Annotated in this window: 10 protein-coding genes; all 10 read right to left on the bottom strand. The window is 45.3% G+C overall.

Going from position 1 to position 14,792, the window contains the following annotated elements; genetic code table 11:
- Nucleotides 1–24 precede the first annotated feature (24 nt).
- Nucleotides 25–3,342, bottom strand: coding sequence for a glycoside hydrolase family 2 TIM barrel-domain containing protein (locus C5745_RS01015; RefSeq protein ID WP_243403206.1), 3,318 nt, complete (start codon nt 3,340–3,342; stop codon nt 25–27).
- On the bottom strand, nt 3,320–5,479 hold the full coding sequence (locus tag C5745_RS01020) for an alpha-L-rhamnosidase-related protein (RefSeq protein WP_105715082.1): 2,160 nt from the start codon (nt 5,477–5,479) through the stop codon (nt 3,320–3,322). Before C5745_RS01020 ends, C5745_RS01015 begins: the two co-directional genes overlap by 23 nt.
- Nucleotides 5,480–5,634: 155 nt before the next feature.
- Nucleotides 5,635–6,924, bottom strand: coding sequence for an L-fucose:H+ symporter permease (fucP, locus tag C5745_RS01025; protein ID WP_105715083.1), 1,290 nt, complete (start codon nt 6,922–6,924; stop codon nt 5,635–5,637).
- A 12-nt stretch (nt 6,925–6,936) separates the two neighbouring features.
- Complete coding sequence (locus C5745_RS01030; RefSeq protein ID WP_105715084.1) at nt 6,937–7,389, bottom strand: MaoC/PaaZ C-terminal domain-containing protein; 453 nt, start codon at nt 7,387–7,389, stop codon at nt 6,937–6,939.
- Nucleotides 7,390–7,422: 33 nt separating this feature from the next.
- On the bottom strand, nt 7,423–8,511 hold the full coding sequence (locus C5745_RS01035) for a Gfo/Idh/MocA family protein (RefSeq protein WP_243403207.1): 1,089 nt from the start codon (nt 8,509–8,511) through the stop codon (nt 7,423–7,425).
- Entirely contained in the window at nt 8,502–9,725 is a 1,224-nt protein-coding gene (locus C5745_RS01040; protein WP_105715085.1) for an extracellular solute-binding protein, read from the bottom strand. Before C5745_RS01040 ends, C5745_RS01035 begins: the two co-directional genes overlap by 10 nt.
- Complete coding sequence (locus tag C5745_RS01045) at nt 9,718–10,860, bottom strand: CaiB/BaiF CoA transferase family protein (protein WP_105715086.1); 1,143 nt, start codon at nt 10,858–10,860, stop codon at nt 9,718–9,720. The genes C5745_RS01040 and C5745_RS01045 overlap by 8 nt, the downstream gene beginning before the upstream one ends.
- Nucleotides 10,861–10,862: 2 nt before the next feature.
- Entirely contained in the window at nt 10,863–12,014 is a 1,152-nt protein-coding gene (locus tag C5745_RS01050; protein ID WP_105715087.1) for a CaiB/BaiF CoA transferase family protein, read from the bottom strand.
- Entirely contained in the window at nt 12,007–13,179 is a 1,173-nt protein-coding gene (locus tag C5745_RS01055) for an ABC transporter substrate-binding protein (RefSeq protein ID WP_243403208.1), read from the bottom strand. Before C5745_RS01055 ends, C5745_RS01050 begins: the two co-directional genes overlap by 8 nt.
- A 41-nt stretch (nt 13,180–13,220) precedes the next feature.
- Nucleotides 13,221–14,774 carry a RagB/SusD family nutrient uptake outer membrane protein gene (locus C5745_RS01060; RefSeq protein ID WP_165792982.1) on the bottom strand — a complete coding sequence of 518 codons (1,554 nt, stop codon included), beginning with the start codon at nt 14,772–14,774 and terminating at the stop codon, nt 13,221–13,223.
- Nucleotides 14,775–14,792: the final 18 nt, after the last annotated feature.

The following is a 14,792-nucleotide window of genomic DNA, read 5'->3' on the forward strand; positions in this document are numbered from 1 at the left end:
GTTTTCTTTTTAAATCTCCCGTCTCTATTGTATATATTGCTTTACGTCTGCTTTTGCGTCCATGGGTATCAGATGAAACGAATAACTATAGTTGTCCGCAGGAATTTGATATTTTTCCAACGGCGCAGAGACATCCGTCCAACTGTCGTTTCCGCCCACACCCATTTGTTTCAAATCAACGTTCAATGTAATTTTACTTTCCTTTTCGAGTTTGAACCAATGCTTACCATCCTCAATGGCTTTTTGTGAGAAAGGCCAGGCACTCATATGCAAAGGTTGATCTCCTATTACCAAAAGACCTGTCTTTTTCTTGTTTTGCAGGTGGAACCAGCGCACGTCCATACGATTACCGTTTTCCTGAGGAACCAAATATGGCTCCATAAATTCATCAATATCCAGGGTGTATACGCCTAGGTCAAATCCATAAGCCCTGTCGAGATAATTTTCCATAAAACCTAGGCCATAATACTGAATCTGTTCGAAGGTAGGGTTGATACCCATCTGCAAGCCTACTTTAGGAATATTTGGCAAACCGTCTTTTATCTCCAACTGGTAACTGACAGACACGACGCCGTGCAGCTTGACAGCATAATTGACTGTCACGTTGGCCGAATCACCAGGCAACATATAACGAGACTGTATATGTACTGCATCTGCCTCTTCTCGCATGTTCATGTTGACTAATTTTGCTTCGTTATACCAATATTTCAATTTTCTATCCGGTTTCCAGCCTCTGCGGTCGTTCTCCGTTGCCGGACGCACGAAATTCGGCAATAACGCCCCGTTAATAATTTCCTGACCTTTGTAAATCAATTGGTGTAATCCACCTGAAGATTTGACGAAAACGGCTTCAAATGTTGTCCCCGTAATGCGGTACCCCATATCATCCTCCGCTACGTCCAAGGGTTTTCCCACAGATTTCAAGGGTTTCATCACGTTACCCAAGTCCCGCCATCGCACCTGCGATGAGGAGATTACAAAGCCTTTAGGCGCCCAGAGCTCGTCATCCTTTAAACGGAACTGCAGATCCAATTGATATTCCTTTTCTGCCTTCGTTTTCACAGGAATATAGGAAAGCAAGTCCATTTCTGTGGAGTCGCCTGCAGCCAGATCGATATAAGGTAGTTCGACTTCGCGCACCACTTCCCCATTTTCTCTAATCAACATGACAGGTTGATAGTGATTGAGATTACGTTCCACCGCTCGATTCTTTATCCTAACCCGTGCCGTTTTTCTTTCCAACAAGGTAATCTCTGCCGCCTGATAAATCCGCTTATTGTCATACATCGCGGCCTTTGGACGGTTCCATGGATCCACAATGCCATTTAAGTTAAAGGCTCCGTTATGAATCTTTTCTCCAAAATCCCCGCCATAGGCCAAGACTTTACCGTACACGGAGTCTTGGCGTATCAGTCCCTGATCTTTATAATCCCAAATAAAACCGCCAATTAGGCGCGGATGCGTCCGGAAGACATCCCAGAAATCTTTCATGTTTCCGGTTGAATTTCCCATAGAATGAGAATATTCTACAAATAGAATTGGGCGGTTATCTCCGTTATCCTGTTTCAACAATAACTCTGGCGTAAAAATGCCCGGATAAAACCTTGACACCATATCGACGTAATACTGGTCCCGCACGTTCTGCAACCGATAAGCATGTGCATTCGATTTGGGATAACGTGGGTCGGAAGGGTCTATATAGCCCGGCAGTTGGTGACTCCCCATCGCCGGCTCATAATGCAGTGGTCGTGTGATATCGAAATCATGTACCCACGCCGCCATCGCTGCTGTCGTTGGCCCTCTACCCGATTCATTTCCTAATGACCAGATGACGACTGACGGATGATTTTTATCACGCTCGACCATTCGGGTAATACGTTCCATATGCGCCGCTAACCAAGCTGGATCGTTCATCAGCTTTCCACCTAAGCCATGCGATTCCATGTTTGCCTCATCCATAACCATGATGCCATATCGATCGCACAGCTCATAAATGTAGGGGTCGTTTGGATAGTGCGACGTGCGTATCGCATTAAAGTTAAACTGTTTAATCTGCCGAATATCGGCCTCCATATCCGCCCGTGTCAATGCTTTTCCGCGTTCGGGATGGTGATCATGCCGGTTAACGCCATAGAGCTTCGTCAATTTGCCGTTGACTAAAAAGGCACCCGTTTCCCTGGAAATTTCGATACTTCGAAAGCCTACGTTACAGCTCTTCGCTTCCAACAATTGACCTTGTTTATCATATAAAGTAATAACTAATCGATATAAGTTGGGATCTTCTGCCGACCATTTTTTTGGATTGGGGATATGAGTCTCTAACAGTCCGAATTTTACATTGTCCAATCGAGGGTAAATCTCATCAAAGATCTCTCCTGCATCTCGTTGCATCTCTTTCGACAGGATGGGATTATTACGCTCGTCATATAATTGTGCCTTTACAATGAACCCGTTGATGCTATCTCCTGAAAAGTTGTCGATCTTTGGTCTCAACGAGAACTTAGCATCTTGATAAGCGGAGTCAAGCGTGGCTTGCCAATGGAAATCTGCAAGACGTACCGTTGGTTCGGCCATTAAGAACACATCGCGATGTATGCCACTCAGTCGCCAGTGATCCTGATCCTCTAGGTAGGATGCATCGCTCCAACGAATGACCTGTACCGAAATACGGTTCTTGCCAGGCTGTAAATAAGGTGTTGCGTTAAACTCTGAGGGTAAATGAGAATCTTCCGCATATCCCACGTATTGGTCATTTATCCAGAGGTGATAAGCTGACGAAACTGCACCAAAATGCAAAGTGACATTCATACCGTCCCAATCGGCTGGCAAGTCGAATGTTCGCTGATAAGAACCGACGGCATTATAGTCCTTCGGGATACGTGGCGGGTCAATCGGTAGAAACGGATATACAGCGGAACGATAAATGGGGATATCATATCCCTTCATCTCCCAGTTAGACGGTACTTCTATCTTGTCCCAGCCTGTTACTTCCTTTAAATGAAAATCCTTAGGCGCATCAGCCGGCTTTATAGCAAACTTAAAATTCCACTCACCATTTAGGAATAAAAGGCGGTCATTTGTCTCGCGATCGTTTTTAAGCGCTTCTTCTACGGATGAATAGGAATAAGCCGTGGCTCTGGCAGGTTCTCGATTGATCGATGTTATGGCTGGATCTTCCCATGCGGAGGCGATCTTACCATCCGGGATCGGCGGAATGACGGCAGGCTTCCCATCTACTGTCTGCCCCTGTACCGACAAAGAAGACAGCAATAACAACACACCAAAAACAGACCTGCATTTTTTCACCATCATATTTTCCTTACCCTGCATATTCCACTTCATAGTCGATTCCCTTTTCCAATTCCAGTGTGTAGGTATCTTCAGACACCTTCTTTACTTTACCATGGTTTGTACGCGGCAAAGATTTACTGGTTATCGTTAACGTTCCTTTTCCGATCGGAGACTTTACGTTAATTCTATTTTTAGACACGAAAAGTTCAATTTCTCCTCCTGGCGTCGGAACTTTCCCTTCCATCCACTTTTGTGACGCCAAATAAGGCTCGATAGTGTATGTTTCATATCCCGCAGACGTCGGTTCTACACCTAAATAATATTTACCTAACAAATAGATCGGACTAGCGCCCCAAGAGTGACAAAGGCTCTTACCAAATTCTCGCCCATACATGGTGTAGTGCTCTGCACCTTCTTTTTCCGGATTATATTCTTCCCAGAATGTTGTTGCTCCTAGGTCGAGCATCCCACCCCAATAGCTTTTTATCTCGTCCATCACATAATCTTTCTCCCCTAATGCACAAAGCGCTTCCAATTCGTAATAACGCATGTAGGGCGTCACGATCTTTTTAATATTATCGTTCAACAAAACGTTCTTTTTGACTCCATGTTGTTGCTCGGCTGATAAGTAGTCGAAAAAGATCGCAAACATATTCGTGTAGCGCGTTACCTCTTCCGTCTGTTTTCCGTCCACACGGCTATGGACAAATGCGGTTTTCTGGTCATTCCAATAATAGTCGAAAAATTTACCCTTGAGTGCAGCGGCTTCTTTTGCATAGAAATTTTTATCTTCTTCTATTTGTAGCAAATCCGCGCACAACGCCATCGTTTCCAAACTACGGCACAACAACAACTGCTCAAAACTAACTTCTCCTTTTTTGCTCAAGCCTTCCGCCCAATCGATAAATACCCAATCCCCAGACAAACCCTCCATCAAACCATCTTGATTCCTTCTACTTAGACAAAACTCCAGCAGGGTTTGCATTCTCGGATATACAGATTCAATAAATTCTTTGTCACCGGTATAATGGTAGTAATCGTAGATACTCAGAAACCAGTAGAACGTGTAGTCCATAATGGTATTTATATGCGTGATGGTGGGCTCTTTACCACGCAACGCCAAGATGGTGCGCTTTACCGTTTCGGAGTCAAAACCGAGATAATAATTCATCGCGTATGACTGATAAGCGTCACCGCTCCATATCCAACGGTCGCGCTTGATACCATCAATATAAAACTCTCGGGATGTCAATTCCATTGTATATTTCGCGACTTCCCATATTTTATTCAATTCTTCGTCAGAGCTCCGGAATGTACCTCTGTCTTCCACAGGCAAGTACTCGTACTGCATAGAAACCTGATCAAACTGTACATTTCCTTGCGGTTCGATATAGACGTACCGGAATGCTTTAGAAAGATCTAATGTGCTATCTTGGGCCGTCGACAGTGCTACGTCTAATATATCAAGCGTTTCGCAGGTCGTTGTCGCCAAGGCTTCCTCTTTCGATTCACCATAATAAATGACTACATTTCCTTCTCCCTGGAGCTTGTGCAGCGTTAGGAAACCAAACGTATTTTTGCCGAAATCTATCAAGAAACCGTTATCATGGGCAGTTTTACTCACCGCTTGCTCGGGTCGCGTAGGCAGTTTAAATTGAGATGGCTTTTCCGCGGGATCGTCCATATTCCAATAGCCTGCTTTGACATAAGTTGTCCCGGATTGGTCAGATGCCTTTCCTGTTTCATCAATCCACTCCTTGTCTTCAAATGTCACCAGCCATTCTTTGTCCGTACGGACATGCTTACCAGCAACATACAGTGCAGGTACATGGGCCTGATTGTATACTTTGATATTAATCTGTTGCTTTCCTTTTTCCAACTTTACTTTGGAAGGCATTCCGGGCAACATCTTGCCGTTCACTTTTACATTGTATTTTCCTTCTGTATAAATCGATATCTCATCTGCCTCCGGCAAATCAAACTCTTTATTAAACTCAACCAATACATAATGACTGTCCATCTTCCAAAAGGGTGGAAAGAACGTACCCCGCTCTGTTCGGCGGTTTTGCATATCATTACTGAGCCAAACCTCAAAATCTCCTGGGTACCAAATCCAGGTACTTGCATGTTGCGCAAACGATGCGGTTGCGAACGCTAAGCACCCCAGGAATAAAATAATTTTTTTCATCCGTACATAATTATAGTTGCCTGCATATCGCAGGCAGACACTCCATTAAACTTAAAAGGGTTCGAGTTAAAAAACACCAATTACAAACATACTTTAAAAGTAAGTGGCGACTTTATGATATTTTCTCCAGCTATTATATTATGTTGCCCACCCCGCTATAGACGCACAGGTTTATATCCTTTTTGTGCAAACCATAGAATAATGAGGTAGCAGACGAAAGGTACAACATACCCAAATTGCGTATTGTCACCAGCGATATCAATAATGCCTCCTGTAATGTAAGGAAAGATCGCTCCTCCGACAATCGCCATTATCAACCAAGAGGAAGCCTGCTTGGTATCTTTACCTAATCCTACAATTCCTAGCGAAAAAATAGTAGGAAACATGATAGACATAAAGAATCCTAAGCCTCCCAGTGCATATAGCACAACCATACCAGAGCCCAAAACCGCGACCCCAGCCAATACGGCACATACGAAGGCGTACAATGCTAACAAGCGATTCGCCGTCGTATAACGCAGCAGGAATGTCCCTACGAATCTTCCCGCCATAAAGAGCAATCCGTATACACCTAGATAATAGCCTGCAGTTTTCTCATCGACGCCTGCGCCTTGTTGCGCCATACGAATAAAAAAACTGGTCACACAAACTTGCGCACCAACATAAAAAAATTGCGCGATGACCGCAAAAGCCAAATGTTTATGCCTCAATACAGAGAAAAGACCGATTTTAGTTACTTCTTCGGAATTTGTTTCTTCCTCCTTAATCTCCGGCAGTTTCACAAAAATAAACACCACCGCTACAAGTAACAGAATCAGTCCTAATACCAGATAAGGTGCTTTCACGGTGGATGCCTCCTCCATAAGATATGCCGTCCGCTCCACCTCAGCCATGGCGTTCAGTTCTGACTCGGAAAAGCTTTTGCCGGACAGAATAAATGTCGTTCCAAGGATCGGAGCAACCATTGCCGCCAGTCCATTAAATGACGCTGCAAGGTTAAGCCGATGTGTCGCCGCTTCCGGTTTCCCCAAGATGGCGGCATAAGGATTAGCCGCAGTCTCCAGCACCGCCAGACCACATCCGATGATAAACAGTGCCAACAGAAATAGCTCGTACATGCGGTGGTCTGCTGCAGGTATAAATAAGAATGCTCCTATAGAAAAAGCAATCAACCCTAAGATGATAGACAATTTATATCCCCACCGTCGAAGCAGATACCCAGCTGGCAATGCCATGATAAAATAGGCTAGAAAAATAGAAGTATCTACTAATGCAGATTGACTATTGTCCAACTGACAGGCTTTTTTCAAATGCGGGATCAACACGCCATTTAAATTATGCGCCATCCCCCATAAAAAAAACAAACTGACAATCAGAATAAAAGGGAACAGATAGCCTTTAGATCCGTTGGCTAACGTTATATTTTTTTTTGTACCGAGTTCCATGAAGTGAATAAGTTAGGTAGTGGTTTCTTTACGTTTAGCAAGTAAAATATGGTCTGCTACCAAAACCACTTCACCGTGTTGGTTGATGATCTCTACATGCTCTACGACCGTTCCAAATTCCGGCTTTTTGGCATCGGATTTTTCGGAAATCGTTACTTCTGCATGTATTGTATCGCCAATAAAGACAGGTTTCACAAAACGTAGGCGGTCGTACCCCTTGGAAAACGCCTCCGGGTTAATAACGGAAGCCGTAAGACCGATTCCGATAGCGAAAATCATGGTGCCATGAGCAATGCGCTGGCCGAACGGCTGTGTCTTGCACCACTCGGCATCCATATGGTGCGGAAAGAAATCTCCGGTGTGTCCGGCATGTACGACAAAATCCGTTTCTGTGATCGTACGACCCAATGTCGTTCGTTTATCTTCTAATGTATAATCTTCGAAAAAAATAGATTCAAAATGCATATCTTAAGAAATGAGTGATGAGTTATGAGTTATTTATCCTTGTTTCCTGTAATCGATGGGTTGTCCTCCGGCTTCGCTACTCTGATAAGCTGCTTCAACCACGCCCATGGTGTCGATAACATCCTCCACAGCGGCAGGCAAAATATCTATCTCGCCCAGCTTATACCGCATGAGGCTGCCCATACTGCCGATGAACGCATCGGGGAACCAGGTGCCTTCAATTGGGTATTTAACCCACTCTGGCGTGCGGCCATCTTCCGGTTTAATACAGTATTCAAATACATCGGGCACGCCATGTGGGTAATCCTGTAACAATCCCATGGTCGCCTTTATTGCGCCTTTGGTTCCTTCCCATTTAATATAGCTTTCCTGATGCCTCGGGCCAAAATCGTGGTCATGATTCGTGTTCACAACCGCATGTAACGTATCGCCATAATCAAATAAGAGTGTCGTCCTACTCGATGACAAGTCCTTCGTCGGATGTTTCAATGTTTTGGCATATACTGATTGTGGGTTTCCCAAAAACGAGCGGATCAAATCAATATAATGTACACTATGATAAAGGATCTCCAAGCGAGGATGTACCATCACATGGGGAAACAGCTGCCAAGGCGTATGCACGTTCACACGCACTTCCATATCATAAAGCTCACCCATATGCCCCTGTTCGATTAGCCAACGCGCTGCGTTCACAAAAGGTGCCTGCCTAAGCTGGCAATTGATCGCTGCGACTAAACCCTTACGTTGGCAAACTTCCAAAATGGCTTTACTTTCGGGATAATAATCCCCCATGGGCTTCTGAATCAATACCGCAGCGCCATCAGGCAACGCTTCCAATGTTTCGATGAACTTATTGGGCATAATGGTGATATCGTATATCGTTTCTGCAGGCGCGTTCAACACCGCATCCTCAACCGTATCGTACACATGAGGGATATCAAACTCCTGAGCCAGCATTTCTGCTTTGGACTTCGTACGGTTCACAATGCCATGTACGTTAAAGCCCGCCTTGCGGTATGCCGGCAGGTGTGCATCTTTCACAATGCCCCCCGCGCCAATGATAACGATGGGCAAAGAGGTTTTGGGCAATATGGTTTTATATTGAATGTCTATCATATCCATGCATTTATTTTTTGTTGCGCCTTTGCAAGCAGCGATAAACTATCTTCTTCCGTTTTAATCGCTGTCGAGACCGCTTCATCTATAATATGGGCAATTTGCGTCCAATTAGCTAACCTGGGGAGTGTACGAGCTGTTTCATGCAGTTCGCCAAGCTTACTATAAAATGGTATAGAGGCATTAATGTCTGCGTCGTGCCAAGTCGAATACCGACACCCTACCCCGCCTTCTAATGTCAGCCTTTTATCGTTTATCTTGTTCACGGCGAAACGGATAAAATCGTAAGCCAATGCTTTATGGCGGCTACCTTCCGGGATAGCGTATAACCAGTACACGTTCAGTGAGGGAGAGAACTCCTCCTTGGATGACGGGATTGCCGCAATATCCACTTTTCCCTGTACAGCAGAAGCATCGTCGATTTGTGCCCAAGAGGCGAATCCAAACCAATTGACCATCATCGCCACCTCGCCACGGGCAAACGCCGCACCGGCCTGAACGGACTCATAGGCGGTCGATTTTGGATGTAAGCCCGTAGGCTCTTGAAACAAACGCCGATAAAAATCCAAGGCCTCTACAGCAAGTGGCTGATCGAGCTGGACTGGACACCCATCTTGGGATAGGTCCCCTCCCCGGGACCAAAGCTGAATGCAGAAATCAAACACGGCGTTGTGTCCATCGGGGTAGCCGGCAAACACCGTGCCGTACAAATTATCATCCGGTCGGGTAAAAAATGCAGCAATGTCCAAAAAGTCGTCCCAAGTTTTCGGTGGTGCCAGGACCTTACCATAACGCTCTCTAAAGCGCGTCTGCTCGTCTTTATCTTCGAACAAATCTTTCCGCACCACCAAACATTCTGGCCCGTCGTGAAAAGGGAGTCCATAGGTACGTCCATCAAAAAGTTGCAAATTTCTCAAGCTGTCCGGCCAAGCGTCTACAGCATTTTCAGGTGGATTTCGGGCGAGCAAATCATCCAGCGCAAACAAGCCCTTCGTTTCATAAGCGCGTGTCATCCAATCAGTATTAATATGCACAATATCCCAATCACCGTTATAAAGCCCTTTATTGTCAAAAAAAGCCTCCGTCAACTCTTCCAAATCCAGCGGCACAAATTCTATCGCCATCTCCGAAGGATACTGAGTTTGATAGGCTGTCCAACATTGTTCCATCGCCCGCTCAAAAGGGTCAAATTTTCGAACGGCAAAACGTAACTTAGCCATATAACTCCTCCAATATTTTTTTCGTATGCTCTCCTAATTTCGGTGAGCCTTTTGTAGATGTTAATAATTCCCCGTCTATGCGGATAGGACAGCGTGTAGTTTCGTAGCGGAAGTCATCTCCCATGGACACTTCCTGCATCATATTTAATACCTTAAAACCATCGTGCTCCGTGAGGCGACGCCAGTCTAACACATCAGCGCACCATATATCGGCTGCTTCGAGAATCGCCAACCAGTGCGCCGTTGACCTAGCGGCCAGGTGTTTCGCTAAAATGGCTTTAATGGTATCTCGCTCTAGGAACGCCTGTTCGCCATCCGTAAAAAATTCCAGTTCGGCACAATCCAACAACTTCCCCAAGAAGGGGATCGACCCCATTGCCAAAGCCAAAAAGCCATCGTCTGTACGATACACACCGTAGGGTGCCGCCAAATAAGCATGCGCGTTGTTCACTGCACTCCGCTGCGGCAATAACTTTCCGTCTCTAAAATAGGTGGTTACTGTTTCGAACTGTATATCTACAGCCGAATCAAGCATGCTTACGTGTACGTGCGCGCCAATCTCTTGTACAGCACGACGGTATAAACAAGCTAGTATTCCACTACAAAGATTTGATCCAGCAAACATGTCTACAATAGAAAGTCCCATCGGGACCGGTCCATTCTGGGCATTCCCATTAAGCCATGTCATCCCCGTAAGGGATTGTAACAGCAAATCCTGTCCCGGTTTCGTCACCCAAGGCCCTGTTTTTCCGTAACCTGAAATCTCACCGTAAATAACCGTCGGATTGATTTCACGAACTGCTGCATAATCGAAGCCTAGACGCTCCATTACCCCCGGACGAAAATTATGCATTACCACGTCTGCTCTGCTCAACAAGTCCCATATCACCTGTCTATCAGCATCCTTTTTGATATCCAACACCACACTTTCCTTATTTCGGTTGATCGCATGAAAGACGGTGGACGTACCATTTAAAACGGTATCCGAAGTATACAACTGTCGGCAGATATCGCCCGTCTCGGGCTTTTCTATTTTGATTACCCGCGCCCCAAGATCGGCTAAGCGAAGACTGGCTAACGGTCCTGAAAGAAATTGGCTAAAATCTATAACGGTATAACCTGCTAATGGTAACATATTTAATCTACTAAGTAATCGTTCACAATTTTTTCATTATCCTGCCCTACTTTGGGTGCCGGTCTATCGGCATATAACGGCGCTCCATCGATATAATAAACGCTACGAGTAGTTTTTAACTTCGTTCCATCTTGCAAAGCAACCTCCTGCGTCATACCTGCGCGCAGAAAACCCTCTTCTTGAAAAAAGCGGTGATAATCGTTTACTGGTCCGCACCAGATCCCGGCTGCTTCCAGAATTCCCGTCCATTCGTTGGTTGTTTTCTGAAGCAAGGCGTCGTTAAATTCCTGTAGTATTTGATCACGCTTTGAAAACCAAGCGGATGCATCGCGATATCGTTCGCTTGGTAACCCTACAATCTCTGCTATTTTTTGGACGTTCCCCATGGCCAACGCCAAATAGCCGTCTGAGGTTTTATATACGCCATAAGGGGCACTTAAATAGGCATGTGCACCACCACGAACGGCGGATCGTTTCGGTAATTTTCGACCATCATTGAAATGCGTGGTCAGCACTTCGAATTGCATATCCAGTACCGACTCCAAAAGACTTACTTCCACCAATACACTTTGCTTCGTACGCGAACGCTTCAACAAGGCGGCTAAGATGCCTTGTGTCAGATGCGTTGCGCAATACATATCTACAACAGCCAAACCAAACGGTACCGGTCCGTCTTGATCGCTTCCCGAAAGCCAGGCAAGGCCGGATAAAGACTGTACTAACAAGTCTTGCCCAGGCTTTTTGGCCCAAGGTCCTTCGTTTCCGTAGCCGGTTACCGTCGCATAGATAATCTTTGAATTAAGCGATTTTACACTTTCGTAATCCAATCCGATTTTTTCCATCACGCCGGGACGGAAATTATGCGTAATGACATCGGCCTGCTTTATCAACCGCTTGATAGCGGCCAAATCGCTATCATCCTTTAGGTTAGCAGCATACGACTCCTTATTCCGGTTAATCGTATGGAAGACCAGACTACTATCGTCAACAAAAATATTTTTAATAGCGATCTGGCGTCCTCCCTCGCCCATGCCAGGGCGCTCAATTTTCACGACACGCGCGCCCAAATCCGCTAAACGCAAACCAGCTGTGGGGCCTGCCATAAACTGGGAAAACTCCAGTACCAACAATCCCTCTAACGGTTTCTTATCCATGTGTCCTTTCCTCTACTAATGATTCTCGATACATGCGATTTAATTCATCCAAAACGATCTTTTCACTGCCTCCATGCTTTAAATAATTCACCACGACATCGCCTGCATGATCTTGAAAATGCAGGTGTCCGTCATAACGGGGACGCAGGTAAGCGCGCTGCAGTGTAGGCAACGTATTGGTGAAGTAATCAGCCGTGGCCGCATTTACCCGTTCACTTTCCCAAGCACGCAAGTGACCAGGTTGTCCACCGTTTTCTACGTAAACTGTCTCCTGTATCTCTGGCGACGCGACGAACTGCGCGTACGCCATCGCTACGTCTATGTGCTTTCCTTGCGAAGACACGGCTAACCCGGCTCCGCCCAACGTGCTGACCATTGGTCCATCCTGTTCATTTAACGAAACTAAATCGTGAAAATGCAAAAGCTTCCGGGCATATCCTTGCCTGGAATAATTGGAGTACCCGTAAGCAAAAGGGCAATAAGCGATCTCGTCCTGCTGCGTCATATCTTCAAACACCTTGAATGGGTTCTTTGTATAAAAACGGGTATCAAGATGGTCGGATAGGGATTTGAAAAGTTTCAAAACCATGCTGCCCGTTTCTTCGCTGACGACCCGCTCGTCGTATTGGCAAGGAGCTTCTCCCATAGAACAACAGAAGCCATAGAAACTCATTAATACATCAATCGGTAATAATGAAAATCCAACACGGCCCTTTTTCGCAAGCGCGAGAAGGTCGTCAAAGGTACGCGGAAGTGCTAGGCCCATCTGTTGTAAAAGGTCAGGGCGACTTGCCGCCACCGGCGTTGCCGCATCTGTGGGAAGCGCCCATTGTTTTCCCTCAAAATTATAGCTGGCATACGATTGCCCTACACTATTATCTCGCTGGTCTGCCAAGAAATCCGCTGGCAAAAAATCATCAAAAGCCGCGAGCATACCTTTTGCGGCAGCATGTCCGGTCCATGGATGGTCAATGACCATCAGGTCGTATTCCTTCGCTAAATCCGTAACCGACTTATCCGCAAACTCTTGTAATGTACGCTTCTTCCAAACGATTTCGACTTCTGGGTGTAACTCTTCAAAACGTTGCGCAGTAGCAACCATCGGCACAAATCCTCTCGTATGCCCCCATGTAATCCCTTTCAGTTGGATTTTCTCTTTCATCATGTATTAAAATTATTGTTTTTTTCTCGTATTACAACGGGATACTATCTGTATCCCTCATTTTGCTCTAGTTGTGGATTATTATCCAATTCTGTAATGCTGAACGGCAATCGATAATTGTGTTCTTTAAACACGTACGACACACCAGACGGATTTTTCAATGTTGGCAACAACATATGTGCTATTTTCCAACGCTTTAAATCGTTATATCGGTGTCCCTCCAACGCAAATTCTATGCGTCGTTCATGTCGGATATAATCGCGTAACTTATCTTTCGAATTATATTTTGCTCTATCCACCTCAGGCAGGTCTACGCCGCTTCGCCCCCGAACTCGATTAAGTTGGTTATACACCGCATCCAAAGGTCCGTCCAGCTCATTAACAGCCTCAGCATACATCAATATAATATCGGCATAACGAAGATGGATATAGTCTTGATCTGACTGACGGGCCGTCTCGTTTACGAACGGTAAACGACGCAAATCTACCCATTTTTTTGTATGAAATCCGGTATACGTATTGTAAATCTCACCGGTTTCCCCAGTAACCGGGTTTACCCACTCATCACCCGGTAACTTGACAGTAGCATAAAGTCGCGGATCTCTATTTCGGTAGGGGTTTTCGGCATCATAATATGCAGATTCCTCGGGGAGCTTACCGTCTTTCATTTCATATGCGTCAACTAAGTTCTTGTAGGGTTGCATCAGCGCAAACCAACCCAGTTCGATATCCAATCCACCTGCCCCCGGACGGAGGCGGTGTACACTATTCGGTGCCAAGTATTGTGTAGCAAACATAATCTCCCGGCTTACGGAAGCTTTCGCCTGGCCATCTGTCGTGAACAGATCTTCATAGCTGTCCGCCAATGAAAATGTATTATCAGCAATAATTTCTTCCAGTAGGGTACGCGCCGCTTGCCAATTTTGTTGTGTCATATACACCCGTGCTTTGATGCCTTGCGCACTCGCTTTAACTGCATGTCCTTTATAAAGCCCTGTTGGTAAATGTGCTATCGCAAAATCCAAATCTTCATGAATAAATGCATAGACTTCTTCCTCTGTAGATTTTTGAATGCGTATGTCCTCCAACTTCGTTAGAAAATTACGGTACACGACTACACCACCAAAAGACTGTACCAAATCAAAATATGCTAACGCACGTAAAAACCGCGCCTCCGCTTTATACACATTGACAATCTGTTCTGAGAGCAGTGCTCTATCCACATTATCGAGGAAATAATTGGCACTAGAGATTAATTTGTAAGGCGTGCTATATATATTAGGCAACGCACCACCCAGTCCCGGTGAAATACCACCGGTAGTCATGACATTTAGATTCGACTGTGTGTTGTTGCCAGGATCTGCGAAAGCGTTGTCCGTGAGGGCATCAAGATACACTCGCTCATAGCCCAGAAAATTTTCCTGCAAACGATAATACACTCCCGCCAATGCCGTTTCTACATCTTTTTGGCTCGTCCAAAAAACCTCATTTGAGACACTATTTTTAGGATTCTTATCCAAAAAATCCTTATTACAGCTTCCTCCGAACATCATAATGGAAGCGACCATTGCTAATATTAATATTTTAAAACCTTTCATGGTTAAATTCATTTGAGT

Origin of the sequence: Sphingobacterium haloxyli, assembly GCF_002980525.1 — a bacterium.
Lineage (GTDB): Bacteria > Bacteroidota > Bacteroidia > Sphingobacteriales > Sphingobacteriaceae > Sphingobacterium > Sphingobacterium haloxyli.